The sequence below is a fragment of the Streptomyces sp. NPDC102462 genome, assembly GCF_044765425.1.
Lineage (GTDB): Bacteria > Actinomycetota > Actinomycetes > Streptomycetales > Streptomycetaceae > Streptomyces.
Map to the genome: position 1 here is coordinate 48,849 of NZ_JBIWKB010000033.1, position 25,767 is coordinate 74,615.

Annotated in this window: 25 protein-coding genes and 1 pseudogene; 17 read left to right on the forward strand and 9 right to left on the reverse strand. The window is 72.8% G+C overall.

The window, feature by feature from the left end:
• Positions 1 to 262: 262 nt before the first annotated feature.
• Complete coding sequence (locus tag ACIRFL_RS26255) at positions 263 to 1,831, reverse strand: carboxylesterase/lipase family protein (protein ID WP_404032981.1); 1,569 nt, start codon at positions 1,829 to 1,831, stop codon at positions 263 to 265.
• 317 nt (positions 1,832 to 2,148) lie between these two features.
• Here ACIRFL_RS26255 and ACIRFL_RS26260 point away from each other — a divergent pair, with 317 nt between their 5' ends.
• Positions 2,149 to 3,189, forward strand: coding sequence for a LacI family DNA-binding transcriptional regulator (locus ACIRFL_RS26260; protein ID WP_404033111.1), 1,041 nt, complete (start codon positions 2,149 to 2,151; stop codon positions 3,187 to 3,189).
• A gap of 183 nt (positions 3,190 to 3,372) precedes the next feature.
• Here the strand turns inward: ACIRFL_RS26260 and ACIRFL_RS26265 are convergent, their stop codons facing one another.
• Both ACIRFL_RS26265 and ACIRFL_RS26270 read right to left on the reverse strand, forming a co-directional pair.
• Complete coding sequence (locus ACIRFL_RS26265) at positions 3,373 to 3,630, reverse strand: hypothetical protein (RefSeq protein ID WP_404032984.1); 258 nt, start codon at positions 3,628 to 3,630, stop codon at positions 3,373 to 3,375.
• Positions 3,627 to 4,490, reverse strand: a complete 864-nt coding sequence (locus tag ACIRFL_RS26270; protein ID WP_404032987.1) for an oxaloacetate decarboxylase — start codon at positions 4,488 to 4,490, stop codon at positions 3,627 to 3,629. The genes ACIRFL_RS26265 and ACIRFL_RS26270 overlap by 4 nt, the downstream gene beginning before the upstream one ends.
• Before the next feature lie 199 nt (positions 4,491 to 4,689).
• Between ACIRFL_RS26270 and ACIRFL_RS26275 the strand changes: the two genes are divergently transcribed.
• Complete coding sequence (locus ACIRFL_RS26275; RefSeq protein WP_404032989.1) at positions 4,690 to 5,088, forward strand: VOC family protein; 399 nt, start codon at positions 4,690 to 4,692, stop codon at positions 5,086 to 5,088.
• A gap of 174 nt (positions 5,089 to 5,262) precedes the next feature.
• Here ACIRFL_RS26275 and ACIRFL_RS26280 read toward each other — a convergent pair.
• The 3 genes and pseudogenes from ACIRFL_RS26280 to ACIRFL_RS26290 form a co-directional block, all read right to left on the reverse strand.
• Positions 5,263 to 5,937: pseudogene (locus ACIRFL_RS26280) on the reverse strand (helix-turn-helix domain-containing protein); the annotation flags it as partial.
• A 10-nt stretch (positions 5,938 to 5,947) separates the two neighbouring features.
• Positions 5,948 to 6,883 carry an AraC family transcriptional regulator gene (locus ACIRFL_RS26285; protein WP_404032992.1) on the reverse strand — a complete coding sequence of 312 codons (936 nt, stop codon included), beginning with the start codon at positions 6,881 to 6,883 and terminating at the stop codon, positions 5,948 to 5,950.
• Positions 6,884 to 7,047: 164 nt separating this feature from the next.
• A complete protein-coding gene (locus tag ACIRFL_RS26290) occupies positions 7,048 to 8,202 on the reverse strand; it encodes a YihY/virulence factor BrkB family protein (RefSeq protein ID WP_404032995.1) in 1,155 nt (384 codons plus the stop codon).
• A gap of 141 nt (positions 8,203 to 8,343) precedes the next feature.
• On the opposite strand from ACIRFL_RS26290, the gene ACIRFL_RS26295 reads away from it, so the two are divergent.
• The 15 genes from ACIRFL_RS26295 (at position 8,344) to ACIRFL_RS26365 (ending at position 23,318) form a co-directional block, all read left to right on the forward strand.
• Entirely contained in the window at positions 8,344 to 9,981 is a 1,638-nt protein-coding gene (locus ACIRFL_RS26295; RefSeq protein ID WP_404032998.1) for an acyl-CoA dehydrogenase family protein, read from the forward strand.
• A 284-nt stretch (positions 9,982 to 10,265) separates the two neighbouring features.
• Positions 10,266 to 11,543 (forward strand): GAF domain-containing protein, encoded by a 1,278-nt coding sequence (locus ACIRFL_RS26300; protein WP_404033001.1) that lies wholly within the window; start codon positions 10,266 to 10,268, stop codon positions 11,541 to 11,543.
• A 186-nt stretch (positions 11,544 to 11,729) separates the two neighbouring features.
• Positions 11,730 to 13,064 (forward strand): hypothetical protein, encoded by a 1,335-nt coding sequence (locus ACIRFL_RS26305; protein WP_404033003.1) that lies wholly within the window; start codon positions 11,730 to 11,732, stop codon positions 13,062 to 13,064.
• A 17-nt stretch (positions 13,065 to 13,081) separates the two neighbouring features.
• Positions 13,082 to 13,654, forward strand: a complete 573-nt coding sequence (locus tag ACIRFL_RS26310; protein WP_404033006.1) for a GNAT family N-acetyltransferase — start codon at positions 13,082 to 13,084, stop codon at positions 13,652 to 13,654.
• 127 nt (positions 13,655 to 13,781) lie between these two features.
• Positions 13,782 to 13,865, forward strand: a complete 84-nt coding sequence (locus ACIRFL_RS26315; RefSeq protein WP_309486338.1) for a putative leader peptide — start codon at positions 13,782 to 13,784, stop codon at positions 13,863 to 13,865.
• A 126-nt stretch (positions 13,866 to 13,991) separates the two neighbouring features.
• Positions 13,992 to 15,689, forward strand: coding sequence for a nitrite/sulfite reductase (locus ACIRFL_RS26320; protein ID WP_404033008.1), 1,698 nt, complete (start codon positions 13,992 to 13,994; stop codon positions 15,687 to 15,689).
• Complete coding sequence (locus ACIRFL_RS26325) at positions 15,686 to 15,922, forward strand: hypothetical protein (protein ID WP_404033123.1); 237 nt, start codon at positions 15,686 to 15,688, stop codon at positions 15,920 to 15,922. The genes ACIRFL_RS26320 and ACIRFL_RS26325 overlap by 4 nt, the downstream gene beginning before the upstream one ends.
• On the forward strand, positions 15,919 to 16,629 hold the full coding sequence (locus ACIRFL_RS26330) for a phosphoadenylyl-sulfate reductase (RefSeq protein WP_404033011.1): 711 nt from the start codon (positions 15,919 to 15,921) through the stop codon (positions 16,627 to 16,629). Before ACIRFL_RS26325 ends, ACIRFL_RS26330 begins: the two co-directional genes overlap by 4 nt.
• Before the next feature lie 26 nt (positions 16,630 to 16,655).
• Complete coding sequence (gene cysC / locus ACIRFL_RS26335; protein WP_404033113.1) at positions 16,656 to 17,192, forward strand: adenylyl-sulfate kinase; 537 nt, start codon at positions 16,656 to 16,658, stop codon at positions 17,190 to 17,192.
• Positions 17,189 to 18,124: a sulfate adenylyltransferase subunit CysD gene (cysD, locus tag ACIRFL_RS26340; protein ID WP_404033013.1), complete on the forward strand. Its 936-nt coding sequence runs from the start codon at positions 17,189 to 17,191 to the stop codon at positions 18,122 to 18,124. The genes cysC and cysD overlap by 4 nt, the downstream gene beginning before the upstream one ends.
• Position 18,125: 1 nt before the next feature.
• The gene (locus ACIRFL_RS26345; protein WP_404033016.1) at positions 18,126 to 19,460 is read left to right on the forward strand and encodes a sulfate adenylyltransferase subunit 1; all 1,335 of its coding nucleotides are present in this window, start codon (positions 18,126 to 18,128) and stop codon (positions 19,458 to 19,460) included.
• Between the two features lie 222 nt (positions 19,461 to 19,682).
• Positions 19,683 to 20,795 (forward strand): aliphatic sulfonate ABC transporter substrate-binding protein, encoded by a 1,113-nt coding sequence (locus ACIRFL_RS26350; protein ID WP_404033019.1) that lies wholly within the window; start codon positions 19,683 to 19,685, stop codon positions 20,793 to 20,795.
• A 33-nt stretch (positions 20,796 to 20,828) separates the two neighbouring features.
• Positions 20,829 to 21,608 (forward strand): ABC transporter ATP-binding protein, encoded by a 780-nt coding sequence (locus tag ACIRFL_RS26355; RefSeq protein WP_404033022.1) that lies wholly within the window; start codon positions 20,829 to 20,831, stop codon positions 21,606 to 21,608.
• Positions 21,595 to 22,485, forward strand: coding sequence for an ABC transporter permease (locus tag ACIRFL_RS26360; RefSeq protein ID WP_404033025.1), 891 nt, complete (start codon positions 21,595 to 21,597; stop codon positions 22,483 to 22,485). The genes ACIRFL_RS26355 and ACIRFL_RS26360 overlap by 14 nt, the downstream gene beginning before the upstream one ends.
• A gap of 8 nt (positions 22,486 to 22,493) precedes the next feature.
• Entirely contained in the window at positions 22,494 to 23,318 is an 825-nt protein-coding gene (locus ACIRFL_RS26365) for a sirohydrochlorin chelatase (RefSeq protein ID WP_404033028.1), read from the forward strand.
• Positions 23,319 to 23,383: 65 nt separating this feature from the next.
• Here ACIRFL_RS26365 and ACIRFL_RS26370 read toward each other — a convergent pair whose 3' ends face one another.
• The 3 genes from ACIRFL_RS26370 to ACIRFL_RS26380 form a co-directional block, all read right to left on the reverse strand.
• Complete coding sequence (locus ACIRFL_RS26370) at positions 23,384 to 24,286, reverse strand: sigma-70 family RNA polymerase sigma factor (protein ID WP_404033116.1); 903 nt, start codon at positions 24,284 to 24,286, stop codon at positions 23,384 to 23,386.
• 83 nt (positions 24,287 to 24,369) lie between these two features.
• Positions 24,370 to 24,978 carry a TIGR03086 family metal-binding protein gene (locus ACIRFL_RS26375; RefSeq protein WP_404033031.1) on the reverse strand — a complete coding sequence of 203 codons (609 nt, stop codon included), beginning with the start codon at positions 24,976 to 24,978 and terminating at the stop codon, positions 24,370 to 24,372.
• A gap of 112 nt (positions 24,979 to 25,090) precedes the next feature.
• Positions 25,091 to 25,639 (reverse strand): DUF1697 domain-containing protein, encoded by a 549-nt coding sequence (locus ACIRFL_RS26380; RefSeq protein WP_404033034.1) that lies wholly within the window; start codon positions 25,637 to 25,639, stop codon positions 25,091 to 25,093.
• Positions 25,640 to 25,767 lie beyond the last annotated feature (128 nt).

Here is a 25,767-nt window from a genome sequence, read left to right on the forward strand (position 1 = left end):
CCGCACCCACCACCGCGCCGGGCGCAACCGCGCCGACCAGGCCGAGGAACGGCGGGCGGCAGGCGCCCGCCCGATCGGCGGCTGCCGCCGAGTGGGATAGCGGACCCTCACCTCGACCACCCGCACCCTCACACCGGCCTGAGCGTCCCACGCACAACCCCGCCGCCGTCGAACTCCGGCTCCGCCCCGCCGGCCCCGGCACAACCCCGCGCACCCGGCCCCGCCACTTGCAGCGCAACCCGCGCCCCCGCCGCCGTCGGCGTCAGTGCGGGCGGGCGCGCATCGTGCGGCGCAGGCGGCGTACCGCGGAGGCCACTTCCGTGCCGCGTGCGGGCGGCGCACCGCCGACGGGGACGGACTCACCAGCGTCACCGGCCGTCCACAAGGCGAGTTCACGATCACGGGGACCGTACGCGGTGTACGGATCGCCGTCCCCGAAGACCCGCACCGGGTGACGGTCGTCCCAGGCCGGCCACCCGGGATCACCGCCGGAGGCGAACCGCACCCAGGCTCCGTGCATCGCGTCGCACAGTTCCCGCGGGCCGCCCTCGCCCGCCAGCTTCCGTGACTCGGGGATGTCCCCGGTGTCGAACACGAAGCCCAGTTCGAGGGCGTGGCAGGCGCCGAGGCCGGGGAGGTTGGACGGCCAGGCGAACTCGTAGACGTGGCTGGAGCCGGGGCGGGAGTCGGCCAGCCGGTGCAGCGGGCGGCGCAGCAGGTGGTCGGTGACCAACTGGCCGACGATCTCGGCGGTGCGGGCACCGGGGTGCAGGGCGCGGTAGCCGCGCGGCACCTCGTGGCCGCAGTGGCAGCGGGCCATCGCGCCGGCCAGCGCGACCGGCCCGAGCCGGTCCACGTGGTCCATCAGCCCGCCGGGTACCAGCCACAGCCGGTACTCGTCGCGGGTCCAGCCGAGCAGCAGGTCGACGTCGCGGGCGGCGGTCTTCTCGGTCAGCGCCTCCAGCGGGTCGCGCGGCACGATGTCGCCGTCGACGACGATGCCGAAGGCGGGGCCGCCCAGGACGGGGCTGCTCAGCCGGCCCACCTCGGCCTGGGTGCGCAGCAGGAGGTCCCGGTCGACGGCGGCGAAGGCCTCGGCGGTGGCGGGGATCTTCAGCCGGGTGGCCATGCGGCGCACCATGCGCCGTACCTTGTCCCGCTCGGCGGCCTCCGGCGGCCCGCTCTGCAGGACCGCCCGGCGCACCAGACCCTGGGCCTGCGGTGCGGCGATCAGCGCGCCGATGCTGATCGCCCCCGCCGACTGTCCGGCCAGGGTGATCCGGTCGGGGTCGCCGCCGAAGGCCGCGATCGACGCGTGCACCCATTGCAGCGCGGCCAGTTGGTCGCGCAGTCCGGCATTGGCGGGCGCGTCCGGGAACAGTCCGTACCCCTCGACGCCGAGCCGGTAGTTGAGGGAGACGAGGACGACTCCGTCGCGGGCGAAGGCGTGTCCGTCGTAGACCGGCACCGCGGAGGAGCCCCTGGTCAGGGCGCCGCCGTGCAGCCACACCAGGACGGGGAGCCGGGCGCCGGGCCCCGGCTCGGGGGTCCATACGTTGAGGTTGAGGCAGTCGTCGCCGGGCACGTCCGGGTCGGACAGGTAGTGCGCGAACGCCTCCGAGTACGGCGGTTTCGGCGCGGTCGGCCCGAAGGTTCCCGCGTCCCGCACGCCGTCCCAGGGTGCGGGCGGTTCGGGCGGGCGGAACCGGCGGGGCCCGAAGGGCGGGGCCGCGTACGGGATGCCGCGGAACACCGCGACGCCGCGCTCGTATCTGCCGCGTACCGCCCCGTACGGCGTGGTGACCACGGGGCCCGCCTGGTCTGCCGTCATCCGCCCACCAGCTCCTCCCGCCGCGCGCTTGCACCGGTGACTTCAGAGCACTCCATCGTCCGCCGGTATTCCGGGGCCGTGCAGCGCCCGGAGGGCTGTTCGGCGTACGCCGGCGTGCCCGTGCGACGGTGTGTGCTGTGTTCCGGGTTTCGAAAGTCCACCCGCCCGTGAATCCGCGAATTCTCCGGTCTTCACGCCGTCCTGGAGCACATCTATCGTAGGAAGCGCTTTCTCGATGATGCCCTGACAGGCCACGGAAGCAGCGTTGTTCGCAACGTTCGATGGCCCTCGGGCGGGCCGGAGAGGCGGGTTCCGCGATGGTCCGTACGGGGGATGCGCACGCGGCGGCCGGTCCCACGCTGGCCGTGGTGGCCCGCGAGGCCGGCGTGTCGGTGCCGACCGCGTCGAAGGTGGTCAACGGCCGCGAGGACGTGGCGCCGGAGACCCGCCGCCGGGTGACCGAGGCCCTGGACCGGCTCGGCTATGTCCGCCGGCCGCGGTTCGACGCCGGTCGGCCGCCCGCTCTGGTCGACCTCGTCATGGACTCGCCGGACGGCCCCGGTGCGGGCGCGGTGCTGCGCGGGGTGGCGGAGGCGGCCGACGAGGCGGGCCTGGAGGTGGTGGTGTCCGCGCGTCCGGGCCACACCCCGGGCGACCCGCCGGAGCACGGGTGGCTCGACCGGCTCGCCGCGCGCGGCTCGTCGGGGGTGCTGTTCGACCTGGCCGGGCTTTCGCCCGCGCAGTACTCCTGGCTGGACCGGCAACGCATCCCGTATGTGCTGATCGACCCGGCGCACGAGCCGCCGCCCGGTGTGGTCTCGGTCGGCGCGGCGAACTGGCAGGGCGGGGTGACCGCGACCGAGCATCTGCTGGCGCTCGGCCATGAACGGATCGCCGTGCTCGCCGGGCACCCGGACACGATGAGCGGCGCGGCGCGGGTGGCCGGTTATCGCTCCGCCCTCGCCTCGGCGGGGGTGCGGCACCGCGCCGAGTACGTGCGCCGCACGGACCCCGAGGACGGCGCGGTCCGGCTGTGCGTGCGGGAACTGCTCGATCTGCCCGAGCCGCCGACGGCCGTGTTCGTCTGCTCGGACCGGATGGCGCCCGCGGTGTACGGGGCGCTGGCCGAGCGGGGGCTCGCGGTGCCGGACGAGGTGAGCGTGGTCGGCTTCGACGATCTGCCCGTGGCCCGCTGGTCCGTGCCGGCGCTGACCACGGTCCGCCAGCCGCTGGCGGAGATGGCGGCGACGGCGCTGCGGCTCCTGGTGCGGATGACGCGCGGCGACCGCCCGGAGGGGACCCGCACGGAACTGTCCACCCGACTCGTCCACCGCACCAGCACCGGCCCGGCCCACTGACCCACCTCCCGCCGTGCCGCCCCATCAGCGGACGGACCCCCGCGGCAGCGGCAGCGACCGGCGGACCCGGGCACCACGGCACACAGAAGCGCCGTCGCCCCGAAGGGGCGCGGGGAACCGCGCGGTGCGAAGGTGCGGCCGGGCGCCCTTGGGCGCCCGGCCTGCGGTTCCGGCGGGGCGGGGTCAGTCCTCGTCGTCCGTGTCGCCCTCGCCCATGAGGGCCTGGATGGCGTCGACGGCGCTGCCGTCGTGATCGCTGCCCGCGGTGCCGCGGCCGGTCTGGAGGTTCGCCGTGCGGTCGACCTCCAGGATCGAGTCCGACCGCGAGTTGTCGAGGACGGTGATCAGGCCCCCGTCCGCGACCGCGGGCGTGGCCGCGGCCCCGAGCAGCGCCGCGGCCAACGCCACCGCCGCGCGCAGCCCGGGCAGGGCACGCGTCACGCGCCCACGCTCTCGGGCATCAGCCGGTCCCGGGCGATGTTCTGTTCCAGCAGCCGGGTGGACGCCTTGACGCCGACCCCGCTCGCCACGTCCACCTCGGCCAACCGGCCGTCGGCCGCCTTGAGTTCGGTGAGCGCGGCGTCCATCGCCTCGTGGGCGGCGAACAGACACGGCGTGCTGTAGATCGCGACGTCCACGCCGAGGTCGGTCAGCTCGCCCAGCGACAGCCGGGGGGACTTGCCGCCCGCGATCTGGTTGAACAGCAGCGGCTTGCCGCCGACGACCTCGCGGATCCGGCGGATCCACGCCACGCTGCGCACCCCGTCGACCAGCACCACATCGGCGTCGGTGGCGGCCAGCCGCTCGGCCCTGTGCAGGATGTCGTGCTCGTCGGTGGCGTCCGTACGGGCCACCACGACCAGGTCCCGACGGGTCGCCAGGACCTTCTCCAGCTTCTCCAGGTACTCGTCGAGCGGCAGCACCTGCTTGCCGTCGGCGTGGCCGCAGCGCCGCGGGCGCTTCTGGTCCTCCAGGATCACCCCGGAGGCGCCGATCCGTTCCAGGCCCTCGACGACATGGCAGGCGACCTCGGGGTCGACGTAGCCGTCGTCGATGTCCACCAGCAGGTGGTGGTGCGGGAACGCGCCCCGCAGCCGCTGGACGAACGCGACCATGTCGGGCCAGGCGATGAACCCGATGTCCGGCAGGCCGTAGTACGAGGCAGCGAAGCCGAAGCCGGAGACGAACATCCCGTCGTAGTGCTGGGCCGCGATCGACGCCGAGTACATGTCGTACACGCCGATCAGCGGAGTGGTCCCCGGTGCGGCGATCCGCTCGCGCAGTTTCTTCCCGTGCGTCACGGTCTGACTTCCTCCCGTAGGGGGTGGTCCTTTACCAGGACAAGAGGATGTCTATGGGTGCGCATGACCTTCACCGTGCGCGCGCTTTACTCACCCCATCGGCTCAAGCGGTTCACCGGAGAAACGTCACTGGCCGTCGCCCGGGGAGGTGTCCGATTCGTTCAAGACCGGTGGTCCGCGGCCCGCCTACGGTGGCGGCATGACTCCACGATTCGCCGTGATCGGCGTGGTCGCCTCCGACCTGGCCGCCTCGCTCGCCTTCTACCGCCGCCTCGGTCTGGACTTCCCCGCGGGGGCCGAGGAGCAGCCGCACGTAGAGGCGGAGCTGCCCGGCGGGTTGACCTTGGCCCTGGACACCGAGGAGACCATCCGCTCCTTCCACCCCGGATGGCGCCCGCCGGCCGGCGGGGGCCGGGTCGCGCTCGCCTTCCGGTGCGGCTCGCCGGCCGAGGTGGACGCCGTGTACCAGGACCTGGTGGACGCCGGGTACCACGGCGAGCTGAAGCCGTGGGACGCCTTCTGGGGGCAGCGGTACGCGACCGTGCACGATCCCGACGGCAACGGCGTCGACCTGTTCGCGCCGCTACCCGCCGCCTAGGTCCTGTCGTCAAACTCCCGTCGTTCGCCCGGAGGGCGGGCCCTGCGGCGTCAGGTGCGTGCTCTCGGTGTGCCGGGCGCAGGCCCTCGTACTGGACGTACTTGGGCCTGTGCCCGGTGCGGCGAGAGTGCGTGCATGGCGTCGCGGGGCAGACGGGGGTTTGACGACAGGGCCTAGTAGCCGCCCCAGCGGCATCCCCGCCAACTCCCGTACGTCACGGGACAGATGGGGCTGGTCGGCGTAGCCGGCCCGGATCGCGGTCTCAGCGAGCGGCACCCCGGACCGGGCCAGCCGCAGGGCCCGTTGCAGGCGCAGCACGCGGGCCAGTGTCTTCGGGCCGTAGCCGAAGGCGTTGCGGCTGCGGCGGTGCAACTGGCGGGCGCCGACGCCGAGTTCGTCGGCGATGGCGGCCACCGGGCGGCCCGCTTCCAGCGCCTCGACCAGGCGGGCCACCCAGCGCTCGGGGGGCGCCAGGTCCGCCGCCCGCTCCAGGGCGATGTCCTCAAGCCCCGTCACCGGGTCGGCCGCCGCGTCCATCCGGGCGGCCAGGCTGCGCACCCGCGCGGCGGGCCACAGGTCGGCCAACTCCACCCGCATATCACGCAGTTCGTGTGCGGGCACGCCGAAGAACGCGGGCGCGGTGCCCGGCCGGAAGCGGAGGCCGGCCCAGCGGCGGGCCGGGCCGTGGGAGGTGTACGCACGGGTGTCCGGGCCGGCGACCAGCAGCCGGCCCTCGTTCCACAGCAGGTCCATGCAGCCGTCCGGCAGCACGGGCCGGCCGGCGGCGCCGTCCGGGGTGATGTGCCACACCACCGCGCCGGTCAGCCGTGACGCCCGTTCCTCGTACACGCGGGTCAGGTTACGCCGCCCGCCCCCGGTGCGCCTGCGGGCTGACCCCGTAGACCCGTTTGAAGGCGGTGGACAGCGCGAACGAGCTGCCGTAACCGACCTTGCGGGCGATGGCGGCGAGGGTGTCGTCGGTGTCGCGCAGCAGGTCGGATGCGAGGGCGAGCCGCCAGCCGGTGAGGTAGGACATCGGGGGCTCGCCGACCAGGTCCGTGAAGCGGCGGGCGAGCGCCGCCCGGGACACCCCGGTCCTGGCGGCCAGCGACGCGACCGTCCAGGGGTGGGCCGGTTCGTCTTGGAGCAGCCGCAGGGCGCGGCCGACGACCGGGTCGGCGAGCGCCCGGTACCAGGCCGGGGCCGCGCCGTCCGGGCGGGCGAACCAGGCCCGCAGCGCGGCGATGACCAGCAGGTCGAGCAGCCGGTCCAGGACGACCTCCTGGCCCGGTTCGTCGCGCACGATCTCCTGCGCGAGGAAGGGGGTGAGCGGGCACTCCCACACGTCGGCGCCGAGGGTGAGCAGCGGCGGCAGCGCGGCCGGCAGCCGGCCGCCGATCTCGCCGAGCACCGGGTAGGTGCCGATCAGCATCACCGTGGCCCCGTCGACGCGGTCGCCCCAGGTGCGGACGCCGAGGTCCATGGAGCCCTTCAGGGAGGTCCCGTCGGGGTAGTGGCACTCGCCGCCCGGCAGGATCAGTGCCTGTGGCGGGGTTTCCGGGTCGTCGGCGCAGGTGTACGGGGCCGGGCCGCGGGCGATGGCCAGGTCCCCGGCGCGCAGCCGTACGCGCTCGCCGCTGTCCGGGGTGATCCAGGCGTCGCCGCGGACCATCAGCATCACCGTCAGCGGCGCCCGGTCGGCCACCCGCACGGCCCACGGCGGGTCGAAACACGCGCGGATCATAAAGGCACCACGCGCGCGTGGACCCTCCAGCAGTCCGGCGAGTGCGTCCATGGGCCCAGCGTAGACGCGCCGCTCGGCCGACCGGTCGACGCGGGCTGTCCGCCCTCGGCACAGGGGAGTTGACGCGGCGTGCCGGTGGCGACGGGGTGTCCGTGGACCGCCTCCCCCCAGCCGCAGAGCCCTCCGGGGCCGGAGTCCACGGTGTGGGGGGCGTGTTACTTGTCCTGGGGGGAGGTGGGCTCGGACGGTTTGGGGTGGGGGGTGTGTTTGGGGTGGGTGCGCAGGCGTGCGGTCACGTCTTCCGGTGGCAGGAAGCGGGACCAGCGTTCGGGGAACTCGGACGGCATGTCGGGATCGTCGGGGTCATCGGGGTCCCGGACGGCGGCGGCCCTGGCCACGTACTCGGCGACCTGGGCCTCCCGCTGCCGCTCGTTGGCGGCGCGGGCCGCGGCCGTGGCGGCGGCCGGCCAGACCCGGTCGATCGCGGCGTTCACGGCGGCGCCGACGAGCACCGCGAACGCCGACACCCCGACCCACAGCAGGACCGCCACCGCGGCGGCCAGGGAGCCGTAGATGGTGGCGCCCTCGATCGTGTGGGTCAGATAGATGCGGAGCAGGAAGCTGCCGAGGACCCACATCGCGAGGGCCACCAGCGCCCCGGGCACGTCCTCGATCCACGGCGAGCGCACCGGCACGGAGACGTGGTACAGCGTGGTCAGGAAGGCGATCGACAGCACGATCACGACGGGCCAGTACAGGACCTGCACCACCGTCTCCGACCAGGGCACGATCCGCACCACCGCGTCCGGCCCCGCCACCATCAGCGGCAGCGCCACCGAGCCGATCAGCAGCGCGACGATGAACAGCAGGAACGCCATCAGCCGGGTACGGACGATGCCGCGGACGCCGTCGAGGCCGTACATCACGGTGATCGTGTCGATGAAGACGTTCACCGCGCGGGAGCCGGACCACAGCGCGAACAGGAAGCCGATGGAGATGACGTCGGGCCGCCCGCCCTGCATCACGTCGTGCAGGATCGGCTCGGCGATCTCCTTGACGCCCTTGTCCGACAGGACCGTGCGGGAGGCGTCCAGCAGATTGGTCTCCAGGCTCTGGATGGTGTCGGCGCCGGTCCAGTCGTCGACGTAGCCGAGCAGTCCGATCAGGCTCAGCAGCAGCGGCGGCACCGACAGCAGCGTGAAGAACGCCGCCTCGGCCGCCAGGCCCAGGATGCGGTACTCCAGGCACGAGTTGACGGTGTCCTTGAGCAGCAGCCAGGCGGTCCTCCGCTTGGAGACGTTCCGGTAGAGGGCGCGTGCCCGGTGGAGGCGCCCAGAAGGCCGCTCGGGGATCTCACTTGCTGGCTGCACGACCCAAAGGTATCCGCCGCGCCGTGCCGCCCTCACCTTCCGGGGGTGCGGCCGGGGCGGGCGGCGGCCGGGCAGGGCGTCCGGCGCCGCCCTTGTGTCACTGTGGTGCCCTCCGCCGTCGTCCCGGATAGGTTCGCAGACATGGCAGGCATCACCACCCACACCGTGACGAACCAGCCTCCCCCGCTGGTCGGCTACGACCTGTTCACCGCGGACCGCGCCCTCGCCGAGGCGGTCGAGCGGCACACCGACCCCGCCCTGCTCGACGAGGTGCGCGCCGAACTGTCCGCGCTCGGCCGGTCCGCGGGCTCGGTCCAGGTGCAGGAGTGGGCGGCGCAGGCGAACGAGAACCCGCCGCGGCTGCGCACGCACGACCGCTACGGCCACCGGATCGACGAGGTCGACTTCCACCCGGCCTGGCACCGGCTGCTGGGCAAGGGGATCTCGGGTGGGCTGACCACCGCCTGGGTCCGACCGGCCGGGCATGTGCGGCGGGCCGCCGGGTTCCTGGTGTGGACCCAGGCGGAGGCCGGCAACTGCTGTCCGCTGTCCATGACCCATGCCGCGGTGCCCGCGCTGCGCGCCGATCCCGCGCTCGCGGCGGAGTGGGAGCCCCGGCTGACGTCCACGGTCTACGAGCGGGAGCTGCGGCCGGCCGGGGAGAAGCCCGGCGCCGTCTTCGGTATGGGCATGACCGAGAAGCAGGGCGGCAGCGACGTACGGGCGGGCACGACGCTGGCCCGGCCGCTCGCCGAGGCCGGGACATACGAGCTGACCGGGCACAAGTGGTTCTGCTCGGCGCCCATGTCCGACGCCTTCCTGGTGCTGGCGCAGGCCCCGCAGGGTCCGACCTGCTTCCTCGTGCCGCGGGTGCTGGCCGACGGCAGCCGCAACGTCTTCCTCCTCCAGCGCCTCAAGGACAAGCTGGGCAACCGCTCGAACGCGTCCGCGGAGGTCGAGTTCGCGGGGACCTGGGCGCGCCGGGTGGGCGAGGAGGGGCGCGGGGTGGCGACGATCATCGAGATGGTCGCCGCGACCCGGATCGACTGTGTGCTCGGCTCGGCGGGGCTGATGCGGCAGGCGGTGGCCCAGGCGGTGCACCACTGCGCGCACCGCGTGGCCTTCGGCGGCAAGCTGGTCGACAAGCCGCTGATGCGCAATGTGCTGGCCGACCTCGCCCTGGAGTCGGAGGCCGCGACGGCGCTCGGGCTGCGGCTGGCCGCCGCCTGTGACGACGGGGGCGAGCAGGAGCGGGCGCTGCTGCGGCTCGCGGTGCCGGCCGCCAAGTACTGGGTGACCAAGCGGTGTGCGCCGGTGGTGGTGGAGGCGGCCGAGTGCCTGGGCGGCAACGGCTATGTCGAGGAGTCGGGGCTGCCCCGGCTGGTGCGCGAGTCGCCGCTCAACTCCGTGTGGGAGGGCGCAGGGAACGTGCAGGCGCTGGACGTGCTGCGGGCGCTGCGCCGCGAACCGCAGGCGCTGGACGCCTTCCTGCTGGAGGTCGGCCGGGCGCGCGGCGCGGACCACCGGCTGGACGCGGCGGTGAAGGCCCTGCTGACCGAACTCGGTGACCTGGAGAGCGTGGAGGGCCGGGCGCGGCGGCTGGTGGAGCGGATGGCGCTGGTGCTCCAGGGATCGCTGCTCGTCCGGTACGCGCCGCCCGAGGTCGCCGACACGTTCTGCGCGTCGCGCCTGGGCGGCGACTGGGGCTCCGCCTTCGGGACCCTGCCGCCCACGCTGGACCTGGCGTCGGTGGTGGACCGGGCGCGGCCGGCGTCCTGAATGGCGGGCACGCATCGCGGGGGTGGTGCTGCGCCGACACGGCACCACCCCCGTCCCGGGCCCGTGACGGGCCACGAGCGCCGCTCTGGGCGACGCACCTCAAGTTTTGGCCACCCTCGGGCCGTCCACCAGGGTTGCAGGGGGTTGCAACTTGTCGGCGCCTGTGCGCGGAGTGTATACCTCCGGCACGGGCGAAGCGGCAGTATGGGAAACGGCAGTCGGACCGGAGACGAACGTCCGGGTGACCTGCCGACGACCGCTCGACGCTCGCGGGGAGGATCCCAGTGGCGAACCCGCCGATGAACGTGGCCCAGCTCGCCGCCGTGGACGCCGCGCAGGCCGCGCGGTTGCTCAGCGAGGTGCGCGAGGCCACGCTGGCGGGCCGGCGTGCGCGGCTCGCGCCCCGTCCGGTGATCGAGCAGTCCTGGGGGCGGATGCTGCGCGGTGGCGTCGACCCGGATCACGGTTTCAGACCGGAGCCGCTCAGCGCCGACGAGGTGCGGTGCCGCCGGGAGGGCTCGCCGCTCGCGCAGATCCTGCCGGTGCTGCGCGAGGGGCTGCTTTCGGCCGTGGACACGGCCCACCACATCATGGTGGTGGCGGACGCGGACGGCCGGGTGCTGTGGCGCGAGGGGTCCGCGTCGGTGCTGCGCAAGGCCGACGGTATCGGTTTTGACCTGGGTGCCGACTGGCGGGAGGACGTCGTCGGCACCAACGGCGTGGGCACCCCGGCGGTGGTGGGCCGGCCCGTCCAGGTGTTCGGCGCCGAGCACTTCGTGCGCACGCACGCCTCCTGGACCTGTGCGGGCGCCCCGATCACCGATCCGCGCGACGGCCGGCCGCTCGGCGTGGTGGACGTCAGCGGCCCGCTGGAGACGATGCATCCGGCCACGCTGGCGTGGGTCGCCTCGGTGGCGAAGCTGGCCGAGGCGCGGCTGCGGGAGCAGCATCACGGGTCGCTGGAGCGGCTGCGGGCGGTGGGGGCGCCGGTGCTCGCGCGGCTGGCGGAGCGGGCCCTGGTGGTGGACGGGAACGGCTGGACGGCGGCGGTCACGGGGATGCCGTACACCCGGCGGGTGGCGCTGCCCAAGTCGCTGACGGCGGGGCGGCGCTGGCTGCCGGGGCTGGGCGCCTGCTCGGTGGAGCCGCTGGCCGGGGGCTGGCTGGTGCGTACGGTCGACGGGCAGCCGTCACCCACCGCGACCCGGGTGGTGCTGGATCTGGCGCGGCCGCACCGCCGGTCCGTGACGGTGTCCGCGGGTGCGTCCTCCTGGTCGCGGGAACTGAGTCTGCGGCACGCCGAGTTGCTGTATCTGCTGGCCGTGCACCGGGACGGGCGCAGCGCGGCGGACCTGGCCGAGGACGTGTTCGGCGATCCGTCCCGCACGGTGACGGTGCGCGCGGAGCTGTCGCGGATACGGCGCTATCTCGGGGCGCTCCTGTGCCATCGGCCGTATCGTTTCTGCGAGGACGCCGAGGTCGAGGTGCTGCTCCCCGACCGCGGCCGCGACCTGCTGCCGCACTCGACGGCTCCGGCGGTTACGGCGGCACGCGGGCGGTGAAAGGGTACGGCCGTTGGCATATGCGGCGCATCCGATTCGGCACATCCGGCGGTATCTTCCGCATATTTGCAGGGTCTTCGGCCGCCGCGGCCCGCTCCTGCCGTAGCATCCCCCTACGGGCTCCCCACCTGCTCCTTGGTCAACGTACGGACCATCAGGCGCAGTTGGCCCGCCTCGGGAGGAACTATGAAGCATCGCGGCAGACATCGCCGGCGCAGGCGGGGCCAGGCGCTGCGCGCCGTCCTGGCCGGGGCCGCGCTCGCCCTCACCGCGACCGCCACCCTGATCAGCGCCTCGCAGGCCACGGTCGCCGACGACCCGGGCGCGCTCAAGCGGCCGGCCTCCGCCGACGACACCGCGAAGCTGCGGCTCCGGGAGGACCCGGTGCCGCGCCGGGCCCTGGACCGGCTGGCCTCCGCGATGGGCCGTCCGGTCGGTGTCGACGCCGTCCTCAGGAGCGCCGACCGCACGCTGCGCACCGCGGCCGAGTGCCCGGCCGGCGACCGGGACGCGCTGCCGGTCGCGCCGGCGCCCCGGCGCGCGTACTGCTGGGACGCCGCCGACACCGCCGTGCCGCACTGGCGGACCGCCTCGGTGACCACCTCGGCGGACGCGGACGACGACGGGCTGTGGGGCCGGCACCGTGTGCTGCTCGCGGGCGCGACGCACAGCACCACGGACGGGCCGGCCGCCGAACGGGGCCTGGCCCGGGTCGCGTTCGTGGACGCCGACGACCCGGCACGGCCCGCCTATCGCTGGGTGCTCCTCGTGGTGCCCACCGCCGACGGCCGCGACTACCGCGGCCTGTCCTCGCCGGTGTCCGGCATGGTCTGGTACCAGGACAAGCTGCTGGTCACCACGGATGACGACAGCACCGAAGCGCTCTATGTGTACGACCTGAACCGAATCCAGCGCACCTCGGTCGACGGCAGGGCGATCGGCCGGGTACCGGGCGGCTGGTCGGCCGGCGGCCACCGGTTTGTGATGCCCGCCGTCGCCGCCTACCGCTACCCGGCCGGGCGGTGCACCGCGACCGGCTCCCCGTGCCCGGGCACGATCTCCCTGGACCGCGGCACGGCGCCGGACAGCCTGGTCGTCGGCGAGGAGACGGCGACCGGCAGCGACCGGCGGGCCCGGCTGTGGCGCTACTCGTTCAGTTCCGACCCGGCCCGCAGCGGACTGCTCGCCACCGATGCCGCGGGACACGCGGACGCGGTGGAGGCGTACACGACCCGGGCCGCCGGCATCCGCGGGGTGCTGTCCCACCGGCCGCCGGGCGCGGCCCGCACCGCCTGGTACCTCACGCACCCGCCGGGCGACCTGGACGGCCACGGCAGCCTGTGGCGCCAGGACACCGAGGGGGCGCGCGCGGCGCGCTGCGGCTCGGACGCTGCGCACCACTGCTGGGCGGAGCACGCCGGGTCGCTGTCCTACGCGCAGCCGACCGGCGAGGTATGGTCGGTGACCGACCGGATGCTCTTCGCCGTCCCGCTGACCTCCATCGACAGGTCGCTGGGTTAGATGATTCGCTGACCCGCATGAGCACCGTCACCGTCACCACCTGGTCCCTGGAACAGACCTCACCGGCCGACCTGCTGTCCGCCGCCGCGCCCGACGGCGATGTCGGGATCGTCCGGGCCGAGGTCCCCTCCCCCGAGTTCAGCCGCTTCCTGTACGCCTCGGTCGGCGGTGACATCCGCTGGACCGACCGGCTCGGCTGGAGCCACGCCCGCTGGCTGGAGCATCTGGACCGGCCGGGCGTGGAGACCTGGGTCGCCCTGGACCGGGGCACCCCGGCCGGCTATGTGGAACTGGACCCGCAGGACGACGGTGTCGTGGAGATCGGCTACTTCGGGCTGATCCCGGCGTTCCGGGGGCGCGGGATCGGCGGCCATCTGCTGTCGTACGGCGCGGGCCGGGCCTGGGACCTCGCCGAGCGCTGGCCCGGGCGGGCCCCGACGAAGCGGGTGTGGCTGCACACGTGCAGCAAGGACGGGGCGTACGCGATGGACAACTATCTGCGCCGCGGGTTCCGGCTGTTCGACACCAAGGTCGAGGAGGAACGGGAGGTCCCCACACCCGGGCCCTGGCCCGGCGCCTACCCTGTCTGACCTGCGTCGACAAGGGTCCCCGCGGAACGTGTGACCGATGACACCCTCGTCTCGCATGTCGGGACCAGGGTGTCCGCATGACGGACGAAGCTGGACTGTGTCCAGAACGCCGTGACACGCTTCCGTCATGTCTGGAACTGGAATTGCCTTGGTGAGTCGGCGGCACGTCGACCTCGGCCGCATGTCCAGCGCCATCTGTCCGGCGAGCTGAGAGCCCCAGCGCAGCCGACATTCCCCGCTTTCCCCCGCTTCGTGCGCAATGATGCGCTCGAATGCCGCTACGCGCCCGCAGCGCAGGTCAGAGCCGTTTCCGCCTGTCCCGAAGGACGTACTCACCATGGCCGCCACTCCGCCGAACCCTGCTGCCTCCGCGCCCCGCCGCAAGGTGAGCCGTCACCGCGGAGAGGGTCAGTGGGCCGCGGGGCACTTCACCCCGCTCAACGGCAACGAACAGTTCAAGAAGGACGACGACGGTCTCAATGTGCGGACGCGCATTGAGACGATCTATGCGAAGCGCGGTTTCGACTCGATCGACCCCAACGACCTGCGCGGCCGGATGCGCTGGTGGGGGCTGTACACCCAGCGCCGTCCCGGGATCGACGGCGGCAAGACCGCGATCCTGGAGCCGGAGGAGCTGGACGACTCCTACTTCATGCTCCGGGTGCGGATCGACGGCGGACGCCTCACCACCCGGCAACTGCGGGTCATCGGCGAGATCTCGCAGGAGTTCGCGCGGGGCACCGCGGACATCACCGACCGGCAGAACGTCCAGCTGCACTGGATCCGGATCGAGGACGTCCCCGAGATCTGGAACCGCCTGGAGGCCGTCGGGCTGTCCACCACCGAGGCCTGCGGTGACACGCCCCGCGTCATCATCGGCTCGCCCGTCGCCGGCATCGCCGAGGACGAGATCATCGACGGCACCCCGGCCATCGAGGAGATCCACCGCCGGGTCATCGGCAACCCGGCCTTCTCGAACCTGCCCCGCAAGTTCAAGACCGCGATCTCCGGTTCGCCGCTGCTCGACGTGGCGCACGAGATCAACGACGTCGCGTTCGTCGGCGTCGAACACCCCGAGCACGGACCCGGCTTCGACCTGTGGGTCGGCGGCGGGCTGTCCACCAACCCGAAGATCGGGCAGCGGCTGGGCGCCTGGGTCCCGCTCGACGAGGTCCCGGACGTCTTCGAGGGCGTCCTGTCGATCTTCCGTGACTACGGCTACCGGCGCCTGCGCACGAGGGCACGGCTGAAGTTCCTGGTCGCCGACTGGGGCGCGGAGAAGTTCCGGCGGGTGCTGGAGGACGAGTACCTGAAGCGGCAGTTGACCGACGGCCCCGCGCCCGCCCAGCCCGTGGAGCGCTGGCGCGACCACGTCGGGGTGCACCGGCAGCGGGACGGCCGGTTCTACGTCGGTTTCGCCCCGCGGGTCGGCCGGGTGGACGGTGCCACGCTGGCCAAGATCGCCGACCTCGCCGAGGCGCACGGCTCGGGCCGGGTGCGGACCACCGTCGAGCAGAAGATGATCGTGCTGGACGTCACCGAGGAGCAGGTCGACTCGCTGGTCGCGGGCCTGGAGTCGCTGGACCTCACGGTGCGCCCGTCGCCGTTCCGGCGCGGCACCATGGCCTGCACCGGCATCGAGTACTGCAAGCTGGCGATCGTCGAGACCAAGGCGCGCGGCAGCGCGCTCATCGACGAACTGGAGCGCCGTCTCCCCGACTTCGACGAGCCGATCACCATCAATCTGAACGGCTGCCCGAACGCGTGCGCCCGTATCCAGGTCGCGGACATCGGTCTCAAGGGCCAGCTGGTCCTCGACGCCGACGGCAACCAGGTCGAGGGCTTCCAGGTGCACCTGGGCGGCGCGCTCGGCCTTGAGGCCGGGTTCGGCCGCAAGGTGCGCGGACTCAAGGTGACCTCCGCGGAACTTCCGGACTACGTGGAGCGGGTCCTCAAGCGCTTCGCGGCCGAACGCGAGGACGGCGAGCGGTTCGCCGCCTGGGCCGCCCGCGCCGACGAGGAGGCCCTGTCATGAGCGAGCGGGCCGCCCCCTTCTACTGCCCGTACTGCGGCGACGAGGATCTGCGCCCGAGCGAGCAGAACCACGGCGCCTGGGAGTGCGCGGCCTGCAACCGCGCCTTCCAGCTGAAGTTCCTCGGACTGCTCGCCCGGGGCGTCAGCAGGAGCGCCGAGGTCGGCTCTCCTGCTCACACCCCTGGCACGGGCGGCCTTCGGCATGCCGACGACGGAGGGCACGATCGCATATGACGACCGCTCAGCAAGAGCGTACGAGTGACGAGTTGCGGGCGCTCGCCGAGCAGGCGGGCCGTGAGCTGGAGAGCGCGCCCGCGCTCCGGATCCTCCAGTGGGCGGCGGACACGTTCGGCCGCCGCTTCTGTGTGACGTCCTCCATGGAGGACGCGGTGGTCGCCCATCTGGCCTCGCGGGTCATGAAGGGCGTCGACGTGGTGTTCCTCGACACCGGCTACCACTTCCCCGAGACCATCGGCACCCGGGACGCGGTCGAGGCGGTGATGGACGTCAACGTCATCACCCTCACCCCGCGCCGGTCGGTCGCCGAACAGGATGCCGAGCACGGCCCGAGGCTGCACGACCGCGACCCCGACCTGTGCTGCCGACTGCGCAAGGTGCAGCCCCTGGAGGAGGGCCTGAAGGGCTATCTGGCCTGGGCGACCGGGCTGCGCCGCGACGAGTCCCCGACCCGGGCGAACACTCCGGTCGTCGGCTGGGACGAGAAGCGGCAGAAGGTCAAGGTCTCCCCGATCGCCCGCTGGACCCAGGACGACGTGGACGCGTACGTCGCCGAGCACGGCGTGCTCACCAACCCGCTGCTGATGGACGGCTACGCCTCCATCGGCTGCGCGCCCTGCACCCGCCGGGTCCTCGCGGGCGAGGACGCGCGCGCCGGCCGCTGGGCCGGACGCGCCAAGACCGAGTGCGGGCTGCACCAATGACGATCACCGAGACCCAGGAGACGCACGTGACGACCGGAGCCACCGTCTGGCTCACGGGTCTGCCGAGTGCCGGCAAGACCACCATCGCGTACGAACTGGCCGGCCGGCTGCGCGCGGCGGGACACCTCGTCGAGGTGCTCGACGGCGACGAGATCCGCGAGTTCATCTCGGCGGGGCTCGGCTTCAGCCGCGAGGACCGGCACACGAATGTGCAGCGCATCGGCTTCGTCGCCGAACTGCTGGCCCGTAACGGCGTCAAGGCGCTCGTCCCGGTGATCGCGCCCTACGCCGACAGCCGCGACGCGGTCCGCAAGCGCCATGAGGAGAACGGCACGTCGTATGTCGAGGTGCATGTGGCGACCCCGGTCGAGGTGTGCTCCGAGCGCGATGTGAAGGGCCTGTACGCCCGGCAGGCGGCGGGCGAACTGACCGGCCTGACGGGCGTCGACGACCCGTACGAGGAGCCCGAGGCGCCCGATCTGCGGATCGAGTCGCAGCACCAGAGCGTGCAGGAGTCCGCGGCGTCGGTGTACGCCCTGCTCAGCGAGAGGGGACTGGCATGACGACCGTCGCGAAGGCCGGCGAGGGCACGGGCACGCCGTACGCGCTGTCGCATCTGGACGCGCTGGAGTCGGAGGCGGTGCACATCTTCCGCGAGGTCGCGGGCGAGTTCGAACGACCGGTGATCCTCTTCTCCGGCGGCAAGGACTCCATCGTCATGCTCCACCTCGCGCTGAAGGCATTCACCCCCGCGCCCGTACCCTTCGCCCTCCTCCATGTGGACACCGGACACAACTTCCCCGAAGTCCTCGACTACCGCGACCATGTGGCCGCCGCACATGGCCTGCGCCTCCATGTGGCCTCCGTCCAGGACTACATCGACCGCGGTGTGCTCAAGGAACGCCCCGACGGCACCCGCAACCCCCTCCAGACGCTCCCCCTCACCGAGACGATCCAGCAGCAGAAGTTCGACGCCGTCTTCGGCGGCGGACGCCGCGACGAGGAAAAGGCCCGCGCCAAGGAGCGCGTCTTCTCCCTGCGCGACGCCTTCTCCCAGTGGGACCCCCGCCGCCAGCGCCCCGAACTCTGGAACCTCTACAACGGCCGCCACGCACCCGGCGAACACGTCCGCGTCTTCCCCCTGTCCAACTGGACCGAACTCGACGTCTGGCAGTACATCGCCCGCGAGAACATCCGCCTGCCGCAGATCTACTACGCGCACGAACGCGAGGTCTTCCAGCGCAACGGCATGTGGCTGACGGCCGGTGAGTGGGGCGGCCCGAAGGACGGCGAGCAGGTGGAGAAACGGCAGGTCCGCTACCGCACCGTCGGCGACATGTCCTGCACCGGCGCCGTCGACTCCGACGCCGACACCATCGACAAGGTCATCGCCGAGATCGCCGCATCCCGGCTCACCGAACGCGGCGCCACCCGCGCCGACGACAAACTCTCCGAAGCCGCGATGGAAGACCGCAAGCGCGAGGGGTACTTCTAGGATGACCACGACGACCACCGAGGAACGTCAAGCCACCACCCTGCTGCGGTTCGCCACCGCCGGCTCCGTCGACGACGGCAAGTCCACCCTCGTCGGCCGCCTGCTGCACGACTCCAAGTCGGTCCTCGCCGACCAGCTCGAAGCCGTCGAACACGCCTCCCTCAGCCGCGGCAAGGACACCCCCGACCTCGCCCTGCTCACCGACGGACTGCGCGCCGAACGCGAACAGGGCATCACCATCGACGTGGCGTACCGCTACTTCGCCACCCCCCGCCGCCGCTTCATCCTCGCCGACACCCCCGGCCATGTGCAGTACACCCGCAACATGGTCACCGGCGCCTCCACCGCCGAACTCACCGTCATCCTCGTCGACGCCCGCAACGGCGTCGTCGAACAGACCCGCCGCCACGCCGCGATCGCCGCCCTCCTCCGCGTGCCCCACGTCGTGCTCGCCGTCAACAAGATGGACCTCGTCGACTACCGCGAGCCCGTCTTCGCCGCGATCGCCGAGGAGTTCACCGCGTACGCGAAGGAACTGGGCGTCCCGGAGGTCACCGCCATCCCGATCTCGGCGCTGGCCGGCGACAACGTGGTGGAGCCCTCCGCCACCATGGACTGGTACGGCGGCCCGACCGTCCTTGAGCACCTGGAGACCGTCCCGGTCAGCCACGACCTGGCGCACTGCCACGCCCGGCTGCCCGTCCAGTACGTCATCCGCCCGCAGACCGCCGAGCACCCCGACTACCGCGGCTACGCCGGACAGATCGCGGCCGGCACCTTCCGCGTCGGCGACGACGTAACGATCCTGCCCGCGGGCCTGACCTCCAGGATCAGCGGCATCGACCTGCTCGGCACCCCGGTCGAGACGGCCTGGACCACCCAGTCGGTGACGATCCTGCTGGAGGACGACATCGACATCTCGCGCGGCGACCTGATCGTGCCCAGCAAGGACGCCCCGGCCACCACACAGGACGTCGAGGCGACCGTCTGCCACGTCGCCGACCAGCCGCTGACCGTCGGCCACCGGGTGCTGCTCCGGCACGGCACCCGCACCGTCAAGGCGATCGTCAAGGACATCCCGTCCCGGCTCACCCTCGACGACCTCTCCCTGCACCCGCACCCGGGACAGCTCGTCGCCAACGACATCGGCCGGGTCAAGATCCGCACCGCCGAACCGCTCCCGCTCGACTCGTACGCCGACTCGCGCCGCACCGGCTCGTTCATCCTGATCGACCCGGGCGACGGCACGACCCTCACCGCCGGCATGGTCGGCGAGTCCTTCGCCGCGCCCGAGCCGGTCAAGGACGCCGACGAGGACGACGGCTGGGACTTCTGAACATGACCACGACGGACTTCTTCTCGACGTTCGCCAAGGAGGGCGGCCGTGTCGGCAGCGGCGCCCTCGGCAGCGGGCAGGGCGGAGTGGCGCGATGTGTGCGCTGACGTACGCGCACTGCCGGCGCGCCCTCACCCCCCACCCCCTGACCGAAGACCTGCCGAACTCCCGGCCACGCCCTGAGAGACCGTGACCGCCGGGCCAACGAGAGGAACACCTCCCGTGCCTGCCAACCGCTCCTTCGCACTCCGCCGCGGCCTCGCCGTGGCCGCCGCGCTCCCCCTCCTCGCACTCGCCGCCTGCGGTTACGGCTCCGAGTCCAAGGACAGCTCGTCCGACCAGAAGGTCGCCGCAGGCTCCGAGAAGATCGACGGCCTCGACTCCGTCCGGATCGGCTACTTCGGGAACCTGACCCACGCCACCGCGCTGGTCGGCAACCAGAAGGGCTTCTTCCAGAAGGAGCTGGGGGCCACCAAGGCCCAGTACGCCACCTTCAACGCCGGGCCCTCCGAGATCGAGGCGCTGAACGCCGGTTCCATCGACATCGGCTGGATCGGCCCCTCCCCGTCGATCAACGGCTACACCAAGTCCCAGGGCAAGAGCCTGAAGATCATCGGCGGTTCGGCCTCGGGCGGGGTGAAGCTCGTGGTCGACCCGGACAAGATCACCTCCCTGAAGGACGTCAAGGGCAAGCGGATCGCCACCCCTCAGCTCGGCAACACGCAGGACGTGGCGTTCCTCAACTGGATCGCGGACCAGGGCTGGAAGGTCGACGCGCAGAGCGGCAAGGGCGACGTCACGGTCGTCCGCAGCGACAACAAGGTGACCCCGGACGCGTTCAAGGCCGGCTCGATCGACGGCGCCTGGGTGCCCGAGCCGACGGCGTCGAAGCTGGTCGCCGAGGGCGGCAAGGTGCTGCTCGACGAGGCCACGCTGTGGCCGGACAAGAAGTTCGTGATCACGAACATCATCGTGTCGCAGAAGTTCCTCAAGGAGCACCCGAAGGCCGTCGAGGCGGTGCTGAAGGCATCCGTCGAGACCAACAAGTGGATCAACGCGAACCCGGAAGAGGCGAAGGCGGCGGCCAACAAGCAGCTGGAGCGGGACTCCGGCAAGGCGCTGCCGGCCGAGGTGCTGGACCCGGCGTGGAAGTCGATCCAGATCACCGACGACCCGCTGGCCTCCACGCTCGACACCGAGGCGGAGCACGCGGTCAAGGCCGGACTGCTGGAAAAGCCCGACCTGGCCGGCATCTACGACCTGACGATCCTCAACAAGGTGCTCAAGGCCGCGGGCGAGAGCCCCGTCGACGCCGCCGGTCTCGGCACCAGCTGACCCGCTCCGACGAGTTCCCAGGAGGTGACGACCATGGCCACGACGTACGCCAAGGCCGCCGAGGCCGTCGAGCACGCGGCACGCCTTGAGCATGTCTCCAAGTCCTTCGCGGGGCCGGGCGGGCAGCAGCTCGTCCTGGACGACATCAGCCTCGATGTCGCGCCGGGCGAGTTCGTCACCCTCCTGGGGGCCTCCGGCTGCGGCAAGTCCACGCTGCTGAACCTGGTGGCGGGCCTCGACGAGCCCACCGCGGGTTCGATCACGACGGACGGCCGCCCGGCCCTGATGTTCCAGGAGCACGCCCTCTTCCCCTGGCTGACCGCCGGCAAGAACATCGAACTCGCCCTCAGACTGAGGGGCCTGGCCAAGGCCGAGCGCCGCACCAGGGCCGAGGAACTGCTCGAACTCGTCCGGCTGAAGGGCGCGCACGGCAAACGCGTGCACGAACTGTCCGGCGGTATGCGGCAGCGCGTGGCGCTGGCCCGCGCGCTCGCCCAGGAAAGCAAACTGCTGCTGATGGACGAGCCGTTCGCGGCGCTCGACGCCATCACCCGGGACGTGCTGCACGACGAGCTGACCCGCATCTGGGCCGAGACCGGCGTGTCCGTGCTGTTCGTGACGCACAACGTGCGCGAGGCCGTACGGCTCGCCCAGCGCGTCGTCCTGCTGTCCTCCCGGCCGGGCCGGGTGGCCCGGCAGTGGACCGTCGGCATTCCGCAGCCGCGGCGCATCGAGGACGCTCCCGTGGCGGAACTGTCCGTCGAGATCACCGAAGTACTGCGTGGGGAGATCCGCCGCCATGGCCAGCACTGAGACGAAGACGGCGGACTCCGCCGAACTGCCCGGCATCGAGGCGGGCCTCGACGCGCTGGAGACCTCCACCGCGGGCCGTACACCGCTGCGCAAGACCCTCGTCGACAAGGTCGTGCCGCCGGTCACCGCGATCGTCGTGGTCCTGGTGGTCTGGCAGGGCCTGATATCCCTCGGCATCGTCGACGACCCCACCAAGCTGCCCTCCCCGGCGGCGGTGTGGCACGAGATCCAGAACGCCTGGCTGCGGGGCACGCTGCTGGACTACATCTGGACCAGCGTCTCGCGCGGTCTGCTCGGCTTCTGCTTCGCGCTGCTCATCGGCACCCCGCTCGGACTGCTGGTGGCGCGGGTGCGGTTCGTGCGCGCGGCCATCGGCCCGATCCTGTCCGGGCTCCAGTCGCTGCCGTCGGTGGCGTGGGTGCCGCCGGCCGTGATCTGGCTGGGCCTGAACAACTCGATGATGTACGCGGTGATCCTGCTCGGCGCGGTCCCGTCCATCGCCAACGGGCTGGTGTCCGGCGTGGACCAGGTGCCGCCGCTGTTCCTGCGCGCGGGCCGCACGATGGGCGCGACGGGTCTGAAGGGCACCTGGCACATCACGCTGCCCGCCGCGCTCCCCGGCTATGTGGCCGGCATGAAGCAGGGCTGGGCGTTCTCGTGGCGCTCACTGATGGCCGCCGAGATCATCGCGTCGTTCCCGGACCTCGGCGTGGGCCTCGGTCAGTTGCTGGAGAACGGCCGCAACGCCAGCGACATGGCCATGGTGTTCGAGGCCATCCTGCTCATCCTGTTCGTCGGCATCGCCATCGACCTGCTGATCTTCAGCCCGCTGGAGCGGTGGGTGCTGCGCAGCCGCGGGCTGCTGGTGAAGGGCTGAGAGGCGGCATGCGCACCCCGGTCCGCCCCGCGCTCGTGGTGATCGCCCACGGCAGCCGCGATCCGCGGCATGCCGCGACCGTGCACGCCCTGGTGCGGCGGGTGCGGTCGCTGCGGCCGGGGCTGCGGGTGGCGACCGGTTTCCTGGACTTCGACGCGCCGTCCGTGCACACGGTGCTGGAGTCCTTGGCGGCGGAGGGCGTACGGGACGTGGTGGCGCTGCCGCTGCTGCTCACCCGCGCCTTCCACGCGAAGGCGGACGTGCCCGCGGTGCTGCGGGAGGCCCCGCCGCGGCTGCGGATCCGGCAGGCCGATGTGCTCGGGCCGTCGCCGCTGCTGCTGGCGGCGCTGGAGCGGCGGCTGCGGGAGGCCGGGGTCGCGCCCGCCGACAAGCCCTCGACCGGGGTCGTGCTGGCCTCGGCGGGGTCCACTGACCCCGAGGCGATCGCGGTGATCGCCTCCATCGCGCGGGAGTGGCGGCGCAGCGGATGGCGCGCCGTGCGGCCCGCGTTCGCCTCCGCCGGATCGCCCGCGGGGTTCCCGCCGACCGAGGAGGCGGTGCGGGAGCTGCGCGGGCTGGGCTGCGCCCGGGTGGCCGTCGCGCCGTACGTCCTCGCGCCCGGCTTCCTGCCGGACCGGATCGTGCGGGGCGCGCGGGACGCGGACGCTGACGTGCTGGCCGATGTGCTGGGTGCGGCGCCTGAGGTGGCCCGGGTTGTGCTGGAACGGTATGGCTCCGCGGGTTCCGCTGCGGGGCTTCAGCTGTCGGGTGCGGGTGTGGGTATGGGTGCGGGTGCGTCGTGGCTTGGCGCGCAGTTCCCCGCGCCCCTATAGGGCGCGGATCACCTTGACCGTCGGGTGCGGGTGCGTGGGGGCTGAGCGCGCAGTTCCCCGCGCCCCTATGGGGCGCTGGGCGGGCAGGGAGTTAGCTCGATCTGGTGGAGGTGTTGGGGGTCTGCTGTCAGTTGGATTTCGGTGATGCGGGCCGCCTCGTCGAAGGCGAAGGTCAGGATCAGGCGTAGACGGCCGTGCGGGGCCATGACCAGGCCGAGTGTGCCGTCCAGCAGGGCGGGTCCGGTGAAGCGGGCGCGTGCCACGGCGGCCATCGCGCCCTGCGCGACCGGCTCGGCGCCGCGTACCGTGATCGGCTCCGGGGTGGGCACGACGAACCGGTCGGCGTGCAGCACCACTTCGGGGTCGAGCAGCGCGAAGAGCGCCGCGAAGTCCCCGCCGCGGGTGGCGGCCAGGAACGCCTCGACGGCCGCCCGCCGCCGCCCCTGGTCGTCGCCGGATACGGGGGCGCGGCCCCGGACCCGGCGGCGGGCGCGGCTGGCGAGCTGCCGGGTCGCGGCCGACGACTTCTCGATCACCGGGGCGATCTCGTCGAACGGCACCGCGAACAGATCGTGCAGCACGAACGCGACCCGTTCGGCCGGGCCCAGCGCGTCGAGCACCACCAGCAGGGCCACGCCGACCTCGTCGGCGAGCAGCGCCTCCCGGGCCGGGTCCGCGGCCTCCGCGTCGCCCGGCGCCTGCTCGTCGGGCCGCTGGGCCGCGAGCGGTTCCTCGCGCCGGGTGCGGCGCGCCCGCAGCAGGTTCAGGCACACCCGGCTGACCGCGGTGGTGAGCCAGCCGGTCAGGTTCTCGACCTCGCCGAGGTCGGTGCGGGCCGCGCGCAGCCAGGTCTCCTGCACCGCGTCGTCCGCCTCGGCGGCCGAGCCGAGCAGCCGGCGTGCCACGGCCGTCAGATGCGGCCGGTCCTGTTCGAAACGCGCCGCCAGCCGGCCGGCTTCGCCCGTGATCCCGTTCACCGTCCGCGCTTCCTCCCCCGTCCGGGCGGTCCGGACCGTCGAAGGATACGGAACTCGCCGAGCCGGGCGAAAGATCAGATGGCGGCGGAGGAGCGGCCGGCCGCCCCCTGCCCCGGGTCCCGGCCGCTCGACGCCAGCGCCCGCTCGAACACGGGCGCGTTCTCGGGCACCGGCACCGGGTCGGCGAAGCCGTCGTACTGCCGGTAGAGGTCGCCGTGCTTCTCCACCACGTCGAGGACCAGGCGGGCGGCGCCGGCCGAGACGCGGAACTCCTGGCCGGTGGCGACCGCCACGTCCCAGCCGTGCACCGCCGTCTCCTTGATGATCATCCCGGTGAGTTCGACGGCCGGCATCTTCGCCAGGCCGAGGTCGATCTCGCCCTGCCACGCCGAGGGGTCCGCCCAGGCGGCGACCGCGCGGTCCAGTTGGGCGGCGTACGCCTCGGCCCAGTCGGCGTCGGCGGTGAAGTCGCGGGCCGTCAGCTCCTCGGGCAGCGGCTTGCGCAGGGCGCGGTGCTCCAGGCCGTGGGAGGTGTAGAGCACCCAGTGGTTCACGAGGGCGCGGACGGTCCAGTCGGGGCAGTGCGTGCGGTCGTCGAGCCGGTCAGCGGGCACCCCGCGCGCGACGCGGGCCGCCTCGGCGGCGCATTCGGTCAGGTACGGGTACAGGGCGTCGTACGTCATGCGGCCACGCTAGGGAGCGCCCGGCGCGGGCCTCTTGAACAAACGCGACAGCCCACCGGCCGGCAAGGTGGCCTCGCCCCCGCAGGTCGAGGGTTCCCCGGGTCGCGCCGGGTCACTTGGCCGCGGCGGTCAACTCCACGAGTCTGCGGACGGTGTTCCAGTTGCGGCTGGTGGCGATCACGTCCCTGGTCCGGCGGGGCCGGGACAGGGCCTCGGCCAGCTTGGAACGGCCGAGGCCGTCGGGCGCGTACAGGTACAGGACGCGGTCGCCGAGCCGGAACTCCTCGGGGTGGTGGGCGGCCGCGTCGATGTCCGCGTAGCGGGCCGCGTCGACGGGGGCGGAGAAGTAGGTGGCGTGCAGCTGCCTTCCTTCGAGGTCGGCGGCCGGGAAGGGGCAGGCGTCGGCGACCGCCTTCAGATAGGCGTGGTCGCGCACGATCACGTCCACGGCGAAGCCGAACCGCTCCCTCGACGCCTGGCTGATCTCCGCGGCCAGCGACTCCTCGTCGCCGTGGTCCGCCGCGAAGACCGCCTGACCGCTCTGCAGATAGGTCTGCACGCGGTCATGGCCCAGGTCCTCGAGGAGCCCGCGCAGGTCGGCCATCGGGAGCTTTCTGCCGCCCACGTTGATTGCGCGCAGCAGCGCCGCGTACGTCGTCATCCGCACACGATAGCGACGCGTTCGGCGACCCTGATCCCGCTCCGCGCGGTCCCGGATACATGTAGGGGACAACCGTACTCCTGGGCGATGAGCCCCCGGGGTCCCACGGAATGAGCCGGGACGGCCGC